Annotated in this window: 23 protein-coding genes; 16 read left to right on the top strand and 7 right to left on the bottom strand. The window is 37.3% G+C overall.

Annotation, left to right across the window (positions count from 1 at the left end; genetic code table 11):
* Positions 1-85: 85 nt before the first annotated feature.
* Positions 86-1,333: an MFS transporter gene (locus CP367_RS05585; protein ID WP_089146019.1), complete on the bottom strand. Its 1,248-nt coding sequence runs from the start codon at positions 1,331-1,333 to the stop codon at positions 86-88.
* Positions 1,334-1,484: 151 nt separating this feature from the next.
* On the opposite strand from CP367_RS05585, the gene CP367_RS05580 reads away from it, so the two are divergent.
* Entirely contained in the window at positions 1,485-2,468 is a 984-nt protein-coding gene (locus CP367_RS05580) for a cytochrome C5 (RefSeq protein ID WP_089146020.1), read from the top strand.
* A 70-nt stretch (positions 2,469-2,538) separates the two neighbouring features.
* Here the strand turns inward: CP367_RS05580 and CP367_RS05575 are convergent, their stop codons facing one another.
* Positions 2,539-2,901 carry a hypothetical protein gene (locus CP367_RS05575; protein ID WP_005726721.1) on the bottom strand — a complete coding sequence of 121 codons (363 nt, stop codon included), beginning with the start codon at positions 2,899-2,901 and terminating at the stop codon, positions 2,539-2,541.
* A gap of 214 nt (positions 2,902-3,115) precedes the next feature.
* Here CP367_RS05575 and CP367_RS05570 point away from each other — a divergent pair, with 214 nt between their 5' ends.
* The 5 genes from CP367_RS05570 (at position 3,116) to CP367_RS05550 (ending at position 8,952) form a co-directional block, all read left to right on the top strand.
* Entirely contained in the window at positions 3,116-5,653 is a 2,538-nt protein-coding gene (locus CP367_RS05570) for a M1 family metallopeptidase (RefSeq protein WP_065990773.1), read from the top strand.
* Between the two features lie 114 nt (positions 5,654-5,767).
* Positions 5,768-7,261: a peptide MFS transporter gene (locus tag CP367_RS05565; RefSeq protein ID WP_089146021.1), complete on the top strand. Its 1,494-nt coding sequence runs from the start codon at positions 5,768-5,770 to the stop codon at positions 7,259-7,261.
* Between the two features lie 58 nt (positions 7,262-7,319).
* Positions 7,320-7,601, top strand: a complete 282-nt coding sequence (locus CP367_RS05560) for a SemiSWEET family transporter (protein WP_080514219.1) — start codon at positions 7,320-7,322, stop codon at positions 7,599-7,601.
* 140 nt (positions 7,602-7,741) lie between these two features.
* Entirely contained in the window at positions 7,742-8,191 is a 450-nt protein-coding gene (locus CP367_RS05555; protein ID WP_013086981.1) for a LytTR family DNA-binding domain-containing protein, read from the top strand.
* A gap of 2 nt (positions 8,192-8,193) precedes the next feature.
* Entirely contained in the window at positions 8,194-8,952 is a 759-nt protein-coding gene (locus tag CP367_RS05550; RefSeq protein WP_089146022.1) for a hypothetical protein, read from the top strand.
* Between the two features lie 27 nt (positions 8,953-8,979).
* Here the strand turns inward: CP367_RS05550 and CP367_RS05545 are convergent, their stop codons facing one another.
* Positions 8,980-9,171: a hypothetical protein gene (locus CP367_RS05545; RefSeq protein ID WP_013086978.1), complete on the bottom strand. Its 192-nt coding sequence runs from the start codon at positions 9,169-9,171 to the stop codon at positions 8,980-8,982.
* A 91-nt stretch (positions 9,172-9,262) separates the two neighbouring features.
* A complete protein-coding gene (locus tag CP367_RS05540) occupies positions 9,263-10,465 on the bottom strand; it encodes a L,D-transpeptidase family protein (protein ID WP_089146023.1) in 1,203 nt (400 codons plus the stop codon).
* A gap of 157 nt (positions 10,466-10,622) precedes the next feature.
* Here CP367_RS05540 and CP367_RS05535 point away from each other — a divergent pair, with 157 nt between their 5' ends.
* Positions 10,623-11,420: a DUF4931 domain-containing protein gene (locus CP367_RS05535; protein ID WP_089146024.1), complete on the top strand. Its 798-nt coding sequence runs from the start codon at positions 10,623-10,625 to the stop codon at positions 11,418-11,420.
* Positions 11,421-11,503: 83 nt separating this feature from the next.
* On the opposite strand, the gene CP367_RS05530 is transcribed toward CP367_RS05535, so the two are convergent.
* On the bottom strand, positions 11,504-12,148 hold the full coding sequence (locus CP367_RS05530) for a hypothetical protein (RefSeq protein WP_005721800.1): 645 nt from the start codon (positions 12,146-12,148) through the stop codon (positions 11,504-11,506).
* Between the two features lie 58 nt (positions 12,149-12,206).
* Here CP367_RS05530 and yaaA point away from each other — a divergent pair, with 58 nt between their 5' ends.
* Complete coding sequence (gene yaaA / locus CP367_RS05525) at positions 12,207-12,968, top strand: peroxide stress protein YaaA (protein WP_089146025.1); 762 nt, start codon at positions 12,207-12,209, stop codon at positions 12,966-12,968.
* Here yaaA and CP367_RS05520 read toward each other — a convergent pair.
* Positions 12,965-13,720 (bottom strand): alpha/beta hydrolase, encoded by a 756-nt coding sequence (locus CP367_RS05520; RefSeq protein ID WP_013086974.1) that lies wholly within the window; start codon positions 13,718-13,720, stop codon positions 12,965-12,967. The genes yaaA and CP367_RS05520 overlap by 4 nt on opposite strands.
* A 129-nt stretch (positions 13,721-13,849) precedes the next feature.
* Here CP367_RS05520 and CP367_RS05515 point away from each other — a divergent pair, with 129 nt between their 5' ends.
* From CP367_RS05515 to CP367_RS05500, 4 genes are all read left to right on the top strand, one after another.
* Positions 13,850-14,449 carry a histidine phosphatase family protein gene (locus CP367_RS05515; protein ID WP_089143623.1) on the top strand — a complete coding sequence of 200 codons (600 nt, stop codon included), beginning with the start codon at positions 13,850-13,852 and terminating at the stop codon, positions 14,447-14,449.
* Positions 14,450-14,567: 118 nt separating this feature from the next.
* On the top strand, positions 14,568-15,092 hold the full coding sequence (locus CP367_RS05510; RefSeq protein ID WP_089146026.1) for a TetR/AcrR family transcriptional regulator: 525 nt from the start codon (positions 14,568-14,570) through the stop codon (positions 15,090-15,092).
* Positions 15,093-15,094: 2 nt separating this feature from the next.
* A complete protein-coding gene (locus CP367_RS05505; protein ID WP_023488372.1) occupies positions 15,095-16,156 on the top strand; it encodes an ABC transporter permease in 1,062 nt (353 codons plus the stop codon).
* A 1-nt stretch (position 16,157) separates the two neighbouring features.
* On the top strand, positions 16,158-16,832 hold the full coding sequence (locus CP367_RS05500; RefSeq protein ID WP_005721793.1) for an ABC transporter ATP-binding protein: 675 nt from the start codon (positions 16,158-16,160) through the stop codon (positions 16,830-16,832).
* 32 nt (positions 16,833-16,864) lie between these two features.
* Here the strand turns inward: CP367_RS05500 and CP367_RS05495 are convergent, their stop codons facing one another.
* A complete protein-coding gene (locus CP367_RS05495; RefSeq protein ID WP_013086967.1) occupies positions 16,865-18,277 on the bottom strand; it encodes a C69 family dipeptidase in 1,413 nt (470 codons plus the stop codon).
* A gap of 107 nt (positions 18,278-18,384) precedes the next feature.
* On the opposite strand from CP367_RS05495, the gene CP367_RS05490 reads away from it, so the two are divergent.
* The 4 genes from CP367_RS05490 to CP367_RS05475 all read left to right on the top strand — a co-directional run bounded on the left by CP367_RS05490 (position 18,385) and on the right by CP367_RS05475 (position 20,632).
* Positions 18,385-18,627 (top strand): hypothetical protein, encoded by a 243-nt coding sequence (locus CP367_RS05490; RefSeq protein ID WP_005721791.1) that lies wholly within the window; start codon positions 18,385-18,387, stop codon positions 18,625-18,627.
* A 127-nt stretch (positions 18,628-18,754) separates the two neighbouring features.
* A complete protein-coding gene (locus CP367_RS05485) occupies positions 18,755-19,378 on the top strand; it encodes a TetR/AcrR family transcriptional regulator (protein ID WP_005720956.1) in 624 nt (207 codons plus the stop codon).
* A gap of 152 nt (positions 19,379-19,530) precedes the next feature.
* A complete protein-coding gene (locus CP367_RS05480; protein ID WP_005720958.1) occupies positions 19,531-20,070 on the top strand; it encodes an NADPH-dependent FMN reductase in 540 nt (179 codons plus the stop codon).
* A gap of 13 nt (positions 20,071-20,083) precedes the next feature.
* Complete coding sequence (locus CP367_RS05475) at positions 20,084-20,632, top strand: NADPH-dependent FMN reductase (protein WP_005720960.1); 549 nt, start codon at positions 20,084-20,086, stop codon at positions 20,630-20,632.
* Positions 20,633-20,686 lie beyond the last annotated feature (54 nt).

Raw genomic sequence — 20,686 nt, 5'->3', positions numbered from 1 at the left:
GTTTCTCATTGTCATTCATCTACTTTCACTAACTCTGTTAGTCATCTTTATTATAGAGCAAAAGTAAAAAAATGAAAGCGATTACTTAGCGATCATGATAAGAAATGCCCCAAGCAAAGATCAAAACAAGGATAAAGTTGAGTAGCAATGTAAATCCAGTTACCCAAAAAACAGTGGCATAGTTTGAAAAACCAGAAATAGTTGAGCCCATTAATGAACCAAGTACGGCACCAACTGCCTGGAAGGACTGATTATAACTGAAAATTCGACCAAAACTTTCCTGTAGTGTATTTAAAGTTAAAACAGTTTGCGCTGCAGGTAACATCCCCGCACTAGCAATACCTAAGAAGAATCGCAGTACAGCTAGTACCCATGGATTGTTGGTTAAAGCCATCGGAATAAATAGAGCAAAACCGACAATCAGGCCAATTCTAAGCACTCTTAGTGGCCCGATTTCATCCATCTTATGTCCAATCTTTGATGCAGCAATCAAAGTACCTAGTCCTGGCGTTGCCGCAACAACACCTGCAACAAAGGCAACATCCCCGCCATGAGGCATCATTGATTTTACGTATAATGAAACAATTGGATCAATTGACATTGTTGATGATTGTACCAACATGGTAGTAATAAACATCACCACAATCAATTTTACGCTAGGCAAGCTTTTCATGATTTCGCCCATTGGTTTCATCTTTTCACGAGAAATTGGAGTAAAGTCTTCGTGAACTAAGAACGTTGTACCTAAAAAGACGATGAACATTAAAACACCGGTAATGAAGAATGGAATCCGATACCCCCAAGCACCGCCCAATAGGTTGCCAAAGAAACTGGAAAGTGCCCCACCAAGAAGTGGCCCCACCAAATTTCCGGCAGTCCCGGCCGTCATCATTTGACTCATGACCCAGCCGCTACGTTCATGCGGCGTTTCACTTGCCATTAAAGCGGTGGCGTTGTTAATATAACCAGAAAAAGAACCTTGAATAAAACGCATTACAATAATATAAATTGCATTGGGTGCAAATCCAGTTAGGGTAATAGTTAAAGCCATCACACCAGAAGCACGCATACACATTAGTTTTCTACCTTTGCGGTCAGCGAGGCTGCCCCAATATGGTGAAACTATTGCCTGGGCAATAAAAGTCATTGCAAAAGCTAATCCTGAATAAAGATTGATTTGCAGTTTAGAATAATTACCCAAATCTGAAATAAATAGTGAAATAAAGGGCATTGTCATTGAATAGCCCATCCCAGTGATAAAGCAACCGAGCCATAAAGTATAAAAGGCCATATGCCAACCAGCTGGCAGTTTTGCTGATTTAGTTTTAGTCAAAAAGTCATCTCTTTCTAAAAAAAGCACAATTATTAATATTCATTTTAGCACATGCAAAACAAAGCTAAATTTTCTCTGAAATTTCATTCTTAATTCAAGCAAAAAAGTGATAATGTGCTACTATAGTGCTTTGAGAAGGGGGCTGCAGTTTATGGCACATATGTCGCGGCGTGAATATCGCATGAAAAAAGAGCACGGTCAAGCCGGCGCAGATCGTTCACGGACCGATTATACTAAGACAAGAGCAACAACACGTGAAGAATTTCGCAGCAGAAAAATTAGTAATCCTCAGCCGATTATTAATCAAAATGTCGCAAATGCATCAAGGGAAAATTACCATCATGTTAAGTTGAACTTTTGGAATATTTTTTCTGACCGACCATATATTTCGGTTGCGATTATTGTTTTAGCCTTATTTTTCGCCATGATTAAATTCTGGTGGGGATTGGTTATCTTAGCCTTGATCGTCATTGCAGGGATTTTTATCATTGGTCACAGTCACCATCCTGATCGAGTTTTAAGTCTGGAATTTCATCTGAAAGCTTCAAGAAAATTAAGCATGTTAAGAGCACTAGAATTAGGTGGCTCAGTTACCATGTTTTTAGCTACTTATATGAAGCAAGTTGTGTCGGTCGATTTTTCATCGGCTGGATCAACTGATAGTTTCCAACTTGTTCAAGGTATTCTGTCCAATAATGGTGGTGTTTATGGACAACGTGGATCTTATTTCTTGAGTTTGCTTAATACCTTATCTGGTGGATCGCTTTGGAGCTCATATCGTTATGCCACTAATAGTGCGCAGATGATGAATTCAAGTTCTGGGCGCTGGATTATTATGTGGATCTTGCTATTGATGATTGCTCCAGCATTCTGCGTATTAGCACAGTTCTTTAAAGAACCATATTCGCGTAATGTAGCGTTAGTGACTTCAATTATTAGTACAGTTAGTTTTGTCTTGACGCCGGTATTAATGCGTAAATGGGTTGTGGGCTATGCAATGGAAAATCAAGTAGCCCGTGAGGCTGCTAATAATGCAGTTCATATTGGAACAATGGCCTATGTAGGGATGGCGTGTTCGATCTTAGTTTTAGTCATTGCACTTTATCGTTTTATCAAGCAAGATAATTTTGAGTAAAACAAAACCAGTTTAGTCAATTGGACTAAGCTGGTTTTCTTTAGCTTTTGGGAATTAAAGGAATTTAATTTTAGTACCAGTTGTGAGCTAACCAAAATCTCTTGGCGTTAACCCATGAACCGTAACGACCGTAAACGTAATTATCAGCAACACGTTCTTGGTTCTTAGGTGAAAGGTTACCATGTAAGTAGCCAATGTTTAATTGGTATTTGCCGTAACAAACACCGTTTCTAGCAGTGTAGCTACCACCTGATTCGCGCATTGCGATCCATCTCTTAGCAGCTTTTTCAGCTTTTGAAAGCTTTCTTGCAGCTTGAACAGTTTGAGTAGTTGAAGTATTGGTAGAAAAAGCATTTGCAACTGCAACACAAGCAAAGGCAAGTGCTAAGGCAGCTAAGATTTTTACTAAAGTAGATTTAACATGTTTATTCATTGATGTATTCATTCCTTATTAAATTTAATTAATTCTTTCAAAACTTATTTATTTCTTAATGACTATGCTTCTATAGTACAAGCTCAATATGACAGCAATGTTACAGAACTGAAACGTCATCCTTACAATCAATAAGAAATAGCCTTTTTTGAGCGCTTTCGCGCTTATTTTGGTAAAATTAAAAGTAAATGATCTATTAATTAGGAGGAAAAATATGGCAGTTAAACGTTTTTATGAAACTTTCCACCCAGAACATTATGATTTACGTATTAACGTAAACCGTAAGCAAAAGGAAATTAATGGTACTTCAACGATTACCGGTGAAGTAATTGAAAATCCAGTATTTATTAACCAAAAATATATGACCATTGACAGCGTTAAGGTTGATGGTAAAAAGGTAGATTTTGAAGTACTTGAAAAAGAGGAAGCTATCAAAATTTCAACTGGTGTAAACAGCAAGGCTGTAATTGAAATTGCTTATAGTGCACCACTTACTGATACTATGATGGGTATTTATCCTTCATACTACGAGTTAGAAGGTAAGAAGAAGCAAATTATTGGTACCCAATTTGAAACTACTTTTGCTCGTCAAGCTTTTCCATGTGTTGATGAACCAGAAGCTAAGGCTACTTTTAGTCTTGCGCTTAAGTGGGATGAAGAAGATGGCGAAGTTGCTCTTGCCAATATGCCTGAGGTTGAAGTGGACAAGGACGGCTACCACCACTTTGAAGAAACTGTTCGCATGTCTAGTTACTTGGTTGCCTTTGCCTTTGGTGATTTGCAATCAAAGACTACTCACACTAAGGATGGCGTCTTAATTGGTGTTTATGCAACTAAGGCCCACAAGCCTAAGGAATTAGACTTTGCTTTGGGTGTTGCTAAGAACGCAATTGAATTTTACGAAGAATTTTACCAAACTAAGTATCCACTTCCACAATCATTGCAATTGGCTTTGCCAGATTTCAGTGCTGGTGCCATGGAAAACTGGGGGTTAGTAACTTACCGTGAAGCATATTTACTGCTTGATCCAGACAATACTAGCCTTGAAATGAAGAAATTGGTTGCTACAGTTATTACTCACGAATTGGCTCACCAATGGTTCGGTGATTTAGTAACCATGAAATGGTGGGATAATTTATGGCTTAACGAAAGTTTTGCTAACATGATGGAATACTTGTCAGTTGATGGTCTAGAACCTGATTGGCATATTTGGGAAATGTTCCAAACCAGTGAAGCACCTGCAGCTTTGACTAGAGATGCTACTGACGGTGTTCAACCAATTCAAATGGAAATCAATGACCCAGCAGATATTGACTCTGCCTTCGACAGTGCCATTGTTTATGCCAAGGGTTCTAGAATGTTAGTTATGGTTCGTTCACTTCTTGGTGACGATGCCTTAAGAAAAGGCTTGAAGTATTACTTTGATCACCACAAGTTTGGTAATGCCACTGGTGACGATCTTTGGGATGCTCTTTCAACCGCAACTGACCTTGATATTGGCAAGATTATGCACTCATGGTTAAAGCAACCAGGTTATCCAGTAGTTAGTGCATATGTTGATAGTAGCGATGGTCACTTAAAGCTTTCACAACAACAATTCTTTATTGGTGAAGGCAAGGACGTTGGTAGACAATGGCAAATTCCGTTGAATGCTAACTTCAAGGCACCTAAGATTATGTCTGATAAGGAAATCGACTTAGGTTACTACAAGAATTTACGTAGTGAAGCAGGTCATCCACTTAGAATTAATGTAGGTAACAACTCACACTTTATCGTTAAGTATGACAAGACTTTGCTTGATGATATTTTGGCTCATGTTGATGAACTTGATCCAATTGCCAAATTGCAATTATTGCAAGACTTACGTCTTTTAGCAGAAGGTAAACAAATTTCTTATGCTGCTGTTGTGCCACTTTTGACTAAATTTGCTGACTCGAAGTCAAGTGTAGTTATTAATGCTCTTTACGCTACTGCTGCTAAGTTGCGCCAATTTGTTGAACCTGAATCAGCTCAAGAAAAGGACTTAAAGAAGCTTTATGACAAGTTATCCGCTAGTCAAGTTGCTCGTTTGGGCTGGAAAGTTAAGCCAGGTGAAAGCGATGAAGATGCACAAATTCGTCCATATGAATTAAGTGCCAGTCTTTACGCTGAAAATAAAGACTCAATTAAAACAGCTCATGAGATTTTCACTGCTAATGAAGACAATTTAGAAGCAATGAATGCTGATGTTCGTCCGTATGTTTTAATCAATGAAGTAAAGAACTTTGGTAGCCACAACCTAATCGAAAACCTAATCAAGGAATATCAAAGAACCGCTGATCCTTCATACAAAGTTGATCTTCGTAGCGCAATTACTAGTACGATTGATCCGGCCGAAGTTGCGTTAATTGTTGATAATTTTGAAAATGCTGACGTAATTAAACCACAAGACTTGCGTGGCTGGTATGCTGGTTTGCTCAGCAACCATCATGGTCAACAAGCAGCCTGGGACTGGATTAGAGAAGATTGGGATTGGCTTGATAAGACTGTCGGTGGTGACATGGAATTTACAACATTCATCACAGTAACTACTCGCGTCTTCCATACTCCAACTAGACTTAAAGAATTTAAAGAATTCTTTGAACCAAAGGTAAATATTCCACTTCTTAGTCGTGAAATTAAGATGGATATTAAAGTTATTGAAGGTAAAGTTGACTTGATCGAAGCTGAAAAAGTAGCTGTTAACAATGCAGTTGCTAAAGCAATCGATTAATTTGAAGCAATAATTACCTAATAAATAAGGATTCACTGTAAAAAGTGGATCCTTATTTTTTCGTGGTATAATTATTTCTATTGTGCTTATCTATGATAAGAAGGGAGTTTTCATTTGGGGAAACAAGATTCAAATACAGCATTTTTCGGACAACCAAAGGGTTTGTCCACGTTATTCTTTACTGAAATGTGGGAGCGCTTCAGTTACTACGGAATGCGCGCCATCCTGCTTTTCTACATGTATTATGCAGTCACCAAAGGTGGTCTGGGAATGGACCAAACAACGGCTGCATCAATCATGTCAATCTATGGTTCACTTGTTTATTTATCAACCCTAGTTGGTGGCTGGCTATCTGACCGTGTTTGGGGTTCAAGAAAAACCGTCTTTTATGGCGGCGTTTTGATCATGTTAGGTCACATTGTCTTGGCACTTCCAGCTGGTGTAACGGCGTTATATGCTTCAATTGCCTTAATTGTGGTTGGTACTGGTTTATTAAAGCCAAATGTATCTGACATGGTTGGTGGTCTTTATTCAGTTGAAGATCGCAGAAGAGATGCGGGTTTTAGCATCTTTGTCTTTGGGATTAACTTAGGATCATTTCTTGCACCTTGGTTAGTTCCATGGGCAGCACAAGGTTTTGGCTTTCATATTTTTGGTAATGAAATGAACTTCCATGCCGGCTTTTCTTTAGCTGCAATCGGGATGTTCTTTGGCTTAGTGCAATATGTTTGGGGCGGTAAAAAATACCTTTCTCCTGAAAGTTTGACGCCTAATGATCCTATTGATAAGGGTGACTTGCTTAATATTATTAAGTGGGTAGTTATTGGGTTCGTGGTGATTGCCCTTGTATTAGCTGCAATGGCCGGCTTTGGTCAATTGAACGTTGACAATGTCATTACTTTATTGACTATTTTAGCAATTGCACTGCCAATTTATTACTTTGTGATGATGCTACGTAGTTCAAAAGTAACTAAGGTTGAGCGTTCACGAGTTAAGGCTTACATTCCATTGTTCTTTGCTGCAGCTATCTTCTGGGGCATTGAAGAATCAGGCTCAGTAGTTTTAGCTCTGTTTGCCGCTCAAAGAACCGTGCTTCATATTGGTAATTGGCACTTTACAGCAGCCAACTTTCAGTCTCTTAACCCATTATTCATTATGATTTTAACGCCAATCTTCGTTTGGCTTTGGGAACATTGGAAAAAGCAGCCAACAGCTCCAGGCAAGTTTGCAGCAGGGCTAGTTTTTGCTGGTCTATCTTATATGTGGATGGCTTTGCCAGGGATGCTTTATGGTACAGCAGGCAAGGTTAGTCCATTTTGGCTAGTTGGTTCTTGGTTCTTAGTTGAAATTGCGGAAATGTTGATTTCACCGATTGGACTATCAATCACCACTAAGTTAGCGCCAGAAGCTTATCGTTCACAAATGATGAGTCTATGGTTCATGGCTGATGCGACAGGTCAGGCGGTTAATGCGCAGATTGTTAAATTTTATTCAACTGGCACGGAAGTCCAATATTTCATGGCTGTTGGTTTGGTCAGCGTAGCCTTTGCGGTAATAATGTTCTTTTTAGTTAAGAGAATTAATGTGCTAATGGAAGGTGTCCACTAAAATTAGATTTTTTGCAATGATCTCTGGTTTTTCATACAATAAACGATAAGGGAGAGATTTGTTGAAAAAATTTAAAGGATTAGATCGAAAAACTGTATTAACTATAGGACGTATTGGATCCGTGTTATCTGTACTGATGTACGTTTCTTATATTCCACAAATTATTAATAACTTGAACGGAAATTATGGGAATCCTGTTCAGCCATTAGTGGCAGCGATTAACTGTACGATTTGGGTACTCTATGCAGTTCTGGGTGAAAAGAAAGATTGGCCACTATTTACGGCTAATTTCCCAGGAATTATTTTCGGATTGATAACGTTTTTTACTAGTTTACATTGATAATAAGCAATAAGACGGCAGATGTCGTCTTATTTTTTTACCACTTAGAAGGTAAAATTTACCGCTTAGTTCAAAACTATGGAAAAGTTAGCTAAAATATTTTTTAATATGATTATCAGATTTGGAAGGGAGTGAGGAACATGAAAGTAAAACTTGAGATTGATCCAGATGCCTCAGAAGATGAATTGATTATTAAGGCTAAAAATATTTCTCCAGAAATGGAACAGCTTTATCGCAAATTGCAAAATATAGAGCATGAAGATCAAATCGAGTGCTTCAAGGATAATGTTTCTTACTACTTACCACTGAACAAAATTTTATTTTTTGAAACAGATGCTAAGCAAGTAATTCTACATACACAAGACAGGGCATGCTTGGATAAACATAAATTGTATGAGCTAGAAAATATTTTAGGCGCAGGTTTTATGCGGATTTCCAAGTCGACAATTATTAATTTAGATCAAATTTATGGTCTAACTAGATCGATTTCGGATTGTAAAATCCAATTTCATGATACCTATAAAACCGTATATGCATCCCGTCGATATTATAAAGAATTGCGTATGCGCTTAGATGAAAGAAGGTCTTAATTATGAAAAATAATTTTAGCAGAATTTTATGGGGTGTGGGATTGCTAGCTGCAGCTGTACTCCTAGTTGTGAGTCAATTGGGACTATTAAGTTTTAAAATAGGCTTTTGGATGATTATTTTGACCGTCATTTTTGTGGCTTGCTTAATCAAAGGCTTGCTTGATCGCAGTATCTATGTTTCAGTTTTCTCAATTGCCTTTTTGGTAATTACTTATGCCGGACCGCTAGGAATTAAAAAGCTTTTATCAGCTTGGATGATCCTATTTATCGCTTTACTGGTTTCAATTGGCTTGAGTTTACTCTTTAAAAGAAGCGTTAAACCAACGATAACCATCCAAAAATCATTTGATTGGAGTAGCGGCGATGGGGATGCAGAAGCAAACGCCCAACCAAAACATCGCGTCAGCCATCAAGATATCATTGAAGATGGCGACAACATCGTTATTAATCAAAAAATAGCTGGCGATTCTTCGCGTTACATTCACTCCCAACATTTGCAATCAATTACGCTAGATGCGTCATTTGGTAATGCTAATATTTATCTCGATGATGCGAAGGCGGCAGGAGATACAGTAATTTTGAATTTAACAGCTTCAATGGGCAATGTTAATCTCTATATTCCACTATCATGGGAGCTAGAGAATCAATTGAGCGTTAGCTTAGGCAATGTTATTGTAAAAGGCAAGAGCAATGGAGGCGGCCCAACTTTGGTTTTAAAGGGTAGAGCTAACATGGGTAACGTGGTAATCCATTATATTTAAAAAAAGACGTGAAAATTCACGTCTTTTTTAGCGCAATGCAATCCAATAACCGATTAATAAAATTCCGAAAACAAGGAAAATGATGGCTAAAGTGCGTTGCCATTTTGCCTCGTTTTTGTTTTCTGCTTGCTTTTGGTTGGCTTGTCCGTTTTTTTCGCTAAGATACTTGAAGTAAGAAATCACTGCCACAAATAGGCAGATAATACCAATAATTAACATGTCTAATCCTCTCAAAAATCTATATCTTTTCTATTAATTTTACGCAAAAAAATCGCCTGCTTCAATTGAAGTAGACGATTAATCTTTATTTTTAATATACGATAACAGCGTCGTTGGTCAAAACATTGTTCCAAACACTTCTAATTTCAGCTGGACGAATGTTAACACAGCCATGTGAGCCACCAGTAAGATAGGCTGACTTACTCCAATCGCTACGCCAGCTAGCGTCATGTAAGCCACAGCCGCTCAAAGTAAATGGCATCCAATATTGTACTTTGGAGGCATACTTAGAGCCATCGTCGTTATAACCACGCAATACGCTAGGTGATTCTTTGTACATGATGTACCAAACACCTTTAGGAGTAGCGTTACTCTTATTTTCAGTACCTGTGACAACGTCAGTTAAGTGAACGGCAACTTTCCCTTTACGGACAACCCATAGTTCCTGATTTTTGATGGAGACAACGACGTAGTTTTTACCAATACCATGATTGCTCTTGCCATAACCATGAGCATAGGTACTATAACCCTCGCCATAAATATACTTACTACCATCAACAACATCTTGACCATTAATAAAAGCATTTTCTACTGCTGCTACAGCTTTCTTGACATAAATTCCCCAGCCATAGCTTTCGTTCTTAACGGTAATTGTTTTGCCGTTGACCTTGTTGCCGACGGGAACAGTGAACTTGTAACTCTTCTTCAGAGTTTTAACTTCCTGATCGATTTTTTCCAATTTGGCATGTAACTTCTTAACGTCAGTGAACTTGTACTTGCCATCTTTGTAAGTAACTTCGTGGATTAATTCATCAGCTCTTAGTTGATATTCCTTGCCGTTAATTTTATAAGTTACGACAGCCTTTTGAATCTTTTGCAAATTCTTTTTGGCTTCATCCATTTTGGCGGATTTGAAGACGTATTTTTGCTTACTTGGCAAATCAGTATGTTGTTTAGTAAAAATATTTTTAACTTCAGCTTGACTGATAGTTTGAACATTATCGTCTTTTTCAGCAATAATCTTTTTATTTCTTAAAAAGACCACATTGTCTGCTTGATCATTGATCTTGGTAGTTGCCTTATTAACCGTCAGCTTTCCGACCTTTACACCGTAGATTGTAACGTTAGGATTAAAGTGTGTAGACGCATATTCACGTTGGCTACGCTCGGCTGCTACTCTTTGATTATGAATGATAAAGCCACAAATAATTGCAATTACGACAATTATGCCAATAATAATAAGATAGAGATTGTTGCGATTATTTCGTTTTCTCATTTCTGTTCTAGATTGCATTATTAAAACCCATCTCTTAGTAAATTTCGAATAAACGTTTGTTTTGACACAGTATAACAAGTATTTTTATGCTAGTAAAGCTACAAAATATTTTACATTATAGTAAAACTTTACCCATTAGACTTTAAACTATTTTAAATAAAAAAAAGGAATAAATATGACTAATGATCCACTTGTTTTTCAAATGAGCATTGCTAAAGGCAAACCGCAATCATATCGTAAGGATAAGAAGAAAAGCGTTTGCCCATTTTGTGATGTTGAAAATTTAACTGATATTTACGCCAAGGAAGATGACATGATTTGGCTTAAGAATAAGTTCCCGACCTTGCGCGATACCTGGCAGACTGTGTTAATTGAATCTAGTGATCATAACGGCGATATTAGTACTTATACGCAGGAACATAATCGCAAGTTGATGCATTTTGCGCTAGCTTGTTTTGAAAAAATGCAGGCTAGTGACCAATATGAGTCAATTGTTTGGTACAAGAACTATGGTCCACATTCAGGTGGTTCCTTGATTCACCCGCATATGCAGATAGTTGGCTTTGAACATGAAGATGGCTATAAATATATTCACCCGAATAATTTTGAAGGTGAGACCCTTTTTGAAAAAAGTGGGGTAGAAGTTAACATTGCTGAACATCCCGTTCAAGGCTACACTGAGCTCAATATTAACTTGTTAGATAAAAATAGCATTGACTTGTGGGCTGACTGGATTCAAAGTGGTGCCAAGTATTTGTTAAATATCATGTATAATGGCCGCTGCGATTCTTATAATCTATTCTTTTATCCGCGTAATGATGACGGTATTTGTGCTAAATATATTACACGTTTTGAAGCGCCACCTTATTTTGTTGGCTATAAGTTATCGCAAGTTAATGATGAAATTACTCTGGATAAAGAAGCACGTCGTTTTAGAGAATTTTTTGATAATGGTTCAGTAGTTAAAGCTTAAGCAAGAATAAATTTTTTTGAAAATAGAAATAGCAATTACATAAGATTGTAAAAAGGCGTTCTGCTACAAAGAACGCCTTTTTACTAAAATTTCGTTTCTAAAATGTCATCTTCAGGTCGGTGGGCTTGAATTCGCAACACTTGCCAAGCAAACTCATCATCTGGTTTGACTAAGTTAATAGTTAATTTTTGATCCTTATAGTTAAAATCAAGATCAGTTCGATGTTCAATCCATTCTACCCGGTTAGGTTCTTCGACTAGGCCTTCTACCACGATTTTGTCAGGAAGAGGACTAGGTAAGAAGACATATTTTTGGTAATTTGCATGGCGATTTTCTAAAATAAAACCATCGCTACTGGTTAAAGCACTAGTTTTTCCTTCGTTGAAGGCGTGACCGAATTGGTGCATCCAATCATTGATCGTATCCAGCATTGCTTGAGTTGCGGCAGAAAACTTGCCTGCTTCAACGGGCACATTAATAATTGTAGTCTTACCAGCTTTACGGTTATTGACCATGGTATCAATGACGTTATCCTTAGTTAAGTCAGTACTATTTTCTGGATTAGCTAAAAAAATAGTATACTTAGCGCAAGCTGTTTTGAAATCTTCAGTTTGCCTGTCAGTCATCACTGCACGAGCACCGATATTACGGGCTGTTTTTACTAAAAAGTCGGCATCAGCCTTATCATTAAGTTGATAATTTAAGACAATTGCAAAATCAGGATTCATTATTTTTCCTCCTTATTAATCACAACTTAAGTTTACCGTAAAGGAACAAAATCTAAAAATGAAAATTATTATTGCACCTGCAAAAATTATGAAAATTGATCGTGATTCATTTCCAATTCAGTCAAAACCGCAGTTCTTGGATAAGACACGAATTCTAGAAAGATTTCTTAAGTCAAGTTCAAATGAACAGTTAAAAGACCTTTGGCATGCTAGTGAAAATGTGACTAAGCAAAGCATATTGCAACTAGAAAATATGAATTTGGATGAACGATTAACTCCTGCAATTTTGGCTTTTTCAGGAATTCAATACCAATATATGGCGCCGGATTTATTTACACGACCTGCACTTGACTATATTCAAAAGAATTTGCGGATTCTATCAGGATTTTATGGTATGCTCCGGCCTTTTGATGGTGTTTGCCCATATCGCCTAGAATTAAATACTAAAATGGTTGGTTTTCGTGATTATAGCTTGTATCATTTCTGGGGCAGTGATATCGCTGAAAATTTATTTCAAGAAGATAATATAGTTATCGATTTGGCTTCCAAACAATATACACGTTTGGTTAAACCTTATTTGAGTCAAGGACGACAATTAATTACGGTTGACTTTCAGGAACTAAAAAATGATAAGTGGAAGACCGTTGGGGTTCACGCTAAGATGGCTCGTGGTGAAATGGTGCGCTACATTGCCGAGAAGCAAATAAAAAATCCCACAGATTTGCAGGACTTTAATGATTTTGAATTTCAATTTGAACCTGACGTAAGTACTAAGGATCATTACGTCTTTCGTACTGAGTTCGACTTTACTCGGCGCTAAAATAATGGTTTTAAAAATTGAGCAGTTAAATCTGATGCTGACTTTTTGTATTGACCAGTGAATCTGTGATCTGCATCCGTAATGGCATGAAGTTCGCTATTTTCATAAATATCATGGTATTTTTTAGCATATTTAGGGTTAACTACTTGGTCATTAGTACCATAAATGACTGATACTGGGCCACTAAAGCGGGCAGAGACCTCGTAAATCGGTAAAACTTGAGCGGTTCGGAGATAAAATCCGCCTAGTTTCATTCCTAATTTATTGCCGACTAGTGGAACAGTATCAGGAATATGGTTAGGATCATAGACTGCGCCTTGTGTGTTACCTTTAAGTGCATCGTCTTTTAATTGAGCAGCTGGTGCTAAAAGGACAACTTTTTTAATCACGTCAGGATAAAGACCGGCGAGCATTGATGCAATTACACCGCCTTGGGAATGACCAACTAAGAAAATATTACGTACATGTGGATCGGTGCGAACGTATTCTAAGATTGCCTTGCCGTCAGCGATTTCGTTTGGCACAGTCATATTTTCAAACTTGCCGTCACTTTCGCCATGACCATTAAAGTCAAAACGGACGCTAGCGACATTTTCGTCGCGTAGATCATCGGCAATTTGTCTTAATAATTCAGTGTTGCGGTTAGCGGTAAAACCATGCATGAGGATAGCCATGTCATAGATTTCGCCGAATGGTTCTTCGCGGTCTCCTACTAAGGTGAGACCATCTCTTTCAATTGTAACGCGGGACATAATGTTTCCCCTTTCTAATTATCTATTTATATTTTAAGCTTTTTAAATTTCAAAACGCTAAAAAAACAGTAAAGAAATGGAAAGATTAGTTAAATAAGGGTATGATTTTAAGAAAAGGTGATGTAAAAAATGGAAATAGTTTTTATTCGTCATGGACAAACAGACGTGAATAAAGATAATCGAATTCAGGGCGCACAAGTTGACGCAGACTTGAATGAATTTGGTCGTGAATATGCTAAAAAATCCGCCGCTAAGTTTGATGAAAATAAATTTGATGTTGTTTATTCCAGTCCAATGAAGAGAGCAGTAGAGACTGCGAAAATTTTTACTAAAGGTAAAAAGAAATTAAATTTAGACAAACGTTTGCTGGAATTTGATTTTGGTGATTGGGACGGCAAGAAGATGGATGATATTGCTAAGGAATATCCGGATGTCGTTGATCCATGGGGAAAAGTTACTCGCGACTATGTAAAATATGCCAAAAATGGTGAGGGCTACGAAGAGTTTGAAGCACGTTGCGCTAACTTTTTAGACGAAATATATCAAAAATATCCAGAAGGTAAGGTATTAGTAGTGGCACATGGTCGTTTGATTCGAATGATGGCAGCTCATTATTTGAGTAATGGCGACATGGACAAGATAGATACGCCAAATAATTGTGCATTAAGTAAATTTAGCGTCCGTGATGGTATTGCTAGGTTGTACTACTATAATCGAGTTTTAGTTTAGAGAAAGAAGGCAGAGGCCTTATTTTTTTGTGTATATGTATTGACAACTCGTCACAATCAGCTATGATATAAGTAATTGATGACAAGTCGTCATTTGTGTTGGAAAAGGGGAAAACAAAATGGTTAAGCAAACTTTTAAAAATTTACCGTCTGCTAAACGTAGACGTATTGAAGCGGTGTTGTTAGAAGAATTCAGCACTTATCCGTTAGCAGATGCTAAGGTGTCACATATTGTTAAGAATGCCAACATTGCTCGAGGAGCATTTTATAAATATTTTGATGATTTAATTGATGCATATGTTTATATGTATCACATCGCTATTAAAGACATTCATGCTGGGATGAGTCCTGATGAAAAATTTGATTCTAATCATTTTTATGCAAGAGTAGTTAAGTTTATTGATAAAGTTCAATACAGTAAATATGAACCAATGATGAAATTGCATATGTTGCAAAATGAGTACTTGATACCAGATAATTTCAAAATTTATTCAAGACAATTGTTGAATATGGGGCCACAATTGTGGAGTGCCATGGTACTTAGTCATGAAGTTATCAACTTATGCTTATCAGATCCCGAAAATCAGGAAAAGAACTTGGCGCGCTATAAGAAGAGCCTGGACATACTAGCAAAGGGGATGTAGTTATGTTTCTAGCACTGAAAGAAATTAAGCATGAAAAATTGCGCTATGGCTTGATTATTTTGATGATCTTTTTGATCAGCTACTTAATTTTTATGTTGTCATCTTTGGCTGTTGGGTTAGCAAGTCAGAATACACAAGCAATTGAAAATTGGAATGCGCAAAAGATTGTTTTAAATAAAAATGCCAATATCAGCATGAGTCAGTCAATTCTGACAAAAGACGATCTAAAAAACGCAAAAATTGGCAAGAATGAAGCAATTATTGGTCAATTAGGAATTGTAGCTAAGAAAAAGGGAAAAAGCTCAATTTCAGCTCAATTCTTAGGCATCAAAAAAGACCAGTTTATTTATCAAGATCAAGATATAATTGCTGGGAAAAAAGCAAAGAATGGTAATCAGATTACAGTAGACAGTAGTTTCAAAGACAAAGGCTACAAGCTTGGAGATCAAATTTCTCTGAATGGCTCTAAGAAAAAATATAAAATTGTTGGTTTTGTAAATAACGCCAAGATTAATATTGCGCCAATTGTTTATGGCTCAATGAAAACTTGGAAAAAACTGCGGATGGTCGCTCCTAATGTAGCCGCTTCTGCAGTTGTTTCAAAGAATAGTAATTATAAATTCAATTATAAGGATGCCAAGACATACCCAATTCAAGCCTTTATTAATAAGCTTCCAGGATATACGGCTCAAAACTTAACTTTTGAATTGATGATTGGATTCTTATTTGTTATTTCTTTGATCGTGATTGCTGTTTTCCTATATATTTTAACTATGCAAAAAATGCATAATTTTGCCGTTATGCGGGCTCAAGGAATTCCAAGTAAAACTTTAGTTGGTGCAACGATCAGTCAATCCATAATTTTAGTAGCTATTGGTGTTGTAATTGCGATTATCTTGATGTGGTTAACTGATTTAACTTTACCAGCAGCTGTGCCAATGACCTTTACGCCAGCAATTATGATTAGTGGTACGTTAGGGATGCTAGTCATGGGTATTATTGGTAGTTTGATTCCGATTAGATCAATTTTGAAGGTTGATCCAGCAAAGGCAATTGGTGAGTAAAATGGCAGTAATTGAATTAAAAGATGTTAATAAAGTTTATGGTAAAGGCGAAGCTAAAGTTGCAGCTTTGAAAGATATCAATTTTCAGGCTAATAAGGGTGAAGTGGTTTTAATTATGGGGCCTTCAGGCGCTGGTAAAAGTACATTTTTGACGATCGCCGGGTCCTTGCAAAAACCAACTTCAGGTGAAATTTTGATTAATGGTCGAGACATTAGTAATTTTTCTGCTAAGCAAAGTGGAGAACTACGCTTGAATAAAATTGGCTTTGTTTTACAAGCTTATAATTTAGTTCCATTTTTGACAGTTAAAGAGCAATTTACTTTGATTGATAAAGTAAAAAAGCAAAATAATTTGTCGCAAGATAAATTGCAAGGCTTACTCAAGCAGCTAGGGATTGAAAAGCTGGTTAATAAGTATCCAAATGAATTATCTGGTGGGCAACAGCAGCGAGTAGCAATCGCGACGGCCTTATATGCTAACCCAGATATTTTGTTAGCCGATGAGCCGACTGCTTCGCTAGATACGCAAAATGTGGAAGAAGTAGGACAATTGTTTAAGGATTTAGCGAAAAAGCGTGACAAGGCCGTTATTCTAGTAACGCATGATCCGCGGCTAGAAAAATACGCCGACCATATTTATGAAATGATGGACGGCTTAATGACTAAGAAAAAATAGTAAGAAAAAATGCCTCATTGAGGCATTTTTGTTTACAAGTTAGGATCCATTTGGAAACGCAGCGGTGAGTCACCAGTTTGTTCGGTGATTAGTTTAGCGATCAATTCTTTATAAGCATCAGTAGCAGTTTTAGCTAATTTGGCATTGGCTTCATCCACTAATTTAATTTGTTGTTCTTGATCCTTTTCTTGGGTTAATTTTTCATCATACTGATGTCTAATTTGAAGCAATTTTTCATTAGTAGTACTTTGCGTATTGCTTAAAGCAGTGCCGTACTTACCCCAATTACGATCAACCAGGACGCTAGCCAGTTTAAAGACCCAGTAAGCTGAATTTGGTGAGTAGGTTTCTTTTCCATTTTTCCAGGTATTTGGTACCTTAGTGCCTTGAGGATAGAATGGCACATAAACACTTTGCGCAGCCACACCCATAGCTAGCCAGTGAATCATGTTTTCACCGTTTAACTCAAGCAAGTGTGATTCCTGAGTAGTAGCCACAGAGATAGGTCTGAAAGTGGCATTATTTCTGTTTTTCTGATTGGTTAAATCATAGGCGGTGTTGTTGTAGTGATCGCTTAAAACGCGTTGAGCGTCTTGCGCAGAAATTGGTGCATCAGGCTTGCGAATAAATGGCAGGTTAAAGCTTTCGGGTTCTTGTGCTACAGATGGAGTAAGCAGCCGTTGACCGCTCCATACTCGTGGTGTGTTGTAGTGTAAGTCACTATCGTCATGAGTGCCAAAAATATCACGCCAAATGAATGGCTGATTTTTAGGCCAGAGTTTATTGTCGTAGACAAATTTTTGCAGGTCTTGAGAATACATGAAGTCGTCACTGGCAAAATCAATTTCTTGAATAGCTAGTTGATTGGCGACAACAGCGTAGGAATCATCTGGGATTCGTTGTGCAACCCAATGATGGCCAGAACCGATTTCCATGTACCAGGCTTCATCACGATCGCCAAAGAGAATTCCGTCAGCTTCTGCTGCACCATATTTTTCTACAATTTCTCCTAAGCGCTGAACGCCTTCACGTGCGGATTTAACATAAGGTAAAACTACGGTGACCATTGCCTCTTCTAAGATTCCTTTGTCAGTATCAAAGGGGTCAACAGCTAAAACGCGGTCATTTGCGTAGGCACTTTCGGTGGCGCTCATTGCTACATGATATTCATTAATTCCGTCTTCTTCGAATACTCCGTACTTATCTGTCCATTCTGGGGTTGAAGAATAAGAGTAGCTAGCTGTTGGTAAATCCATTTCAAACTTATTGTCTTTGGATTTAAAATGGTTTTTCTGTACATTATCTCGATGTGGATTAAAGGCTAAATGCTTAGGCCAAGCAGTCTTAGCATCTTCATTACGACCGATGATGATACTGCCAGAAAGAGAGGCCTTTTTCCCGATTAAAATTGAGGTGCATGATGAGCGCCAAGCTGAAACTTTCATTGATAAAAACACGCTTTCTAATTCTTTTGATTTTGTAATATAATTATAATAGAAATTTTTAAATTTTTAATTTTATTTGTTTTAGAACAAAAAGAGGTTGCAATAGAATGAGTAGTAAACCAGAAAATAAATCGATTGAATTGACAACGGATTATGCAAATCATTCGATTAATATGAAGTTCTCAGATAACCTGACAGATGATCGTGAACGCGGCTATATTTTATCTGCTGCATTCTTTTCGTTTTGTGCTGCACAAGGATTGGACAAGCAAGCAGTTATTGAAATGGCTTCTTCACATTATGATCAATTTACAGGAGACAACGGCTCATCGCTATTTAAGCGATTATAATATTTTTTAATAAGTTAGTGTATAAGACTTGCAATTGTTATTTTTTTGGATATATTATATTGATGAAGAAAAGAAAACAAGTGTATTGAAAAGCACATGTTTTATACAATGATTGAGGTGCATTAAAATGGCAAGAAAAAAAGAAATTAGTAAAGACAAAATTTTAGATACAGCCTACAAGATGGCAATCAAGGATGGTATTGAAGGTTTGACTGCTCGTGGCATTGCTAAAGCAGGACACTTCTCAACCCAACCTTTGTATCTAGAATTTAACAACATGGATGATCTTCGCAATCAAGTTTTGAGAAGAATCTCTAATGACTTGAGAACTCATACTTTACAACAAAAGTACGTTGGTGAACCTTTGATTGACTTGGATTTGTCATACATTGATTTTGCTCAAGCTCATGTTAACTTGTTTAGAGCAATGTTCGTTGATGGCAAGTTTGGTAGCAAGATCATCGCTGACACTTTGATGGAACTTGGAACTGAAAAGTTCAAGGAACAATATCCTGATGTTGATTACGATGATCAAAAGATTCATGACATCGTAATTGCTAACTGGATTTCTACTACAGGTATGGCTGCATTGATTGTTAATGAGATTGCAAGCTTCAGCCAAACTCAAATCGTCAATGTGTTGAATGCTCAAATCCACGATGCTATGCTTAACAATCGTCTCAGCGAAACTCAAGAAAACCCAATGTTTGCTGCCGACGAAGAAGCTTCGCTTAAGGATAACTTGGCATAGAAATTTCACCAATCATTTGTGCTTTTCATTCAGTAGAGGGCGCCTTCATTATCGAAGGCGTTTTTTCTTGTTGTTATTAAAATTAAAATGACATAAATTAAGCTACATTAGTCTATAATGATAACTAAGAGGATTTTTGAAAGGTGGTTTTTATGAAGGTATTAGCTTTATCGGGCTCCAATGCCGATAACTCATTTAACGAAAAATTACTTAAAGTCATTATTAAGGACTTAGGCGATAAGTATGATTTTGACTTTGCGACTGTTAAGGGCTTACCTATGTATAAAGAAGGCGTTGATGCTCCTGCTAGCGTATTAGCTTTAGGTAAAAAAATTGCTGATGCAGATATGGTTTTGATCGCTTCACCAGAACAGCAACACTCAGTTTCAAGTGCCTTAAAGAGTGCACTTGAATGGCTTTCTAGTTCTGTTCACCCATTCCATGATAAGCCAGTAGTTATTGTGTCAACTTCACCAATGCCTCAAGGTGCGTCTCGTTCGCAAACTCGCTTGAAGAGCATTTTGGGCGCACCTGGTTTTAGTGCTCATGTCTTTGCTGGTGACGAATTTATGATGGGTTTGGCACCAAAACAATTTGATGATAAAGGCGACTTGACCGATGCAGGTACACTTAAGTTTTTGAATCACTTCTTTGATGAAGTTGATGATTGGTATGCACAACTTACTAAGTAGGGGGCTTATTTAAATGAAAATTTTAGCAATTGTTGGTACAAACGCTCCATTTTCTTTCAATCGTTTTTTAGCAAAATTTATTGCTAAGCGTTATGGTGAGCAAGCTGATATTGAAGTTAAAGAAATCGATCAACTTAAGCCTTTCTGTAGAACTGATGAGCCAGATGATGTTACTAAGAAGTGGATCGAGGATGTTAAGAATGCGGATGGTGTAATTTTGGCTACACCAGAATATGATCACTCAATTCCAGCTGCCTTAAAGAGTGCGCTTGAATGGTTAGGTTCACATGCTGGTCCTAATGTGATGAAGATGAAGCCGGCTGCAGTTGTTGGTACTTCATACGGTATTCAAGGATCTAGTCGTGCGCAAGAAGATGCTCGTGAAATCTTGCTTTCACCAGACATGAGTGCCAATGTTTTGCCAGGCAATGAAATCTTAATTGGCGGTGCTGCAAGCAATTTTGATAAAGAAACTGGCGATTTGACCAATGAAGATTACATTAAGCAACTAGATGCTATGATGGCTAACTTTATTAAATTTGTTGAACAAGCTAACAAATAATTTTGCGTGACTTGCCACGTGATAGTAAAATTACCGGATAGGGACACTATCCGG

The organism is Lactobacillus sp. UMNPBX16, from assembly GCF_002553775.1.
Classification (GTDB): Bacteria; Bacillota; Bacilli; order Lactobacillales; family Lactobacillaceae; genus Lactobacillus; species Lactobacillus crispatus.
This window is presented reverse-complemented; position numbering and strand designations above follow the sequence as displayed.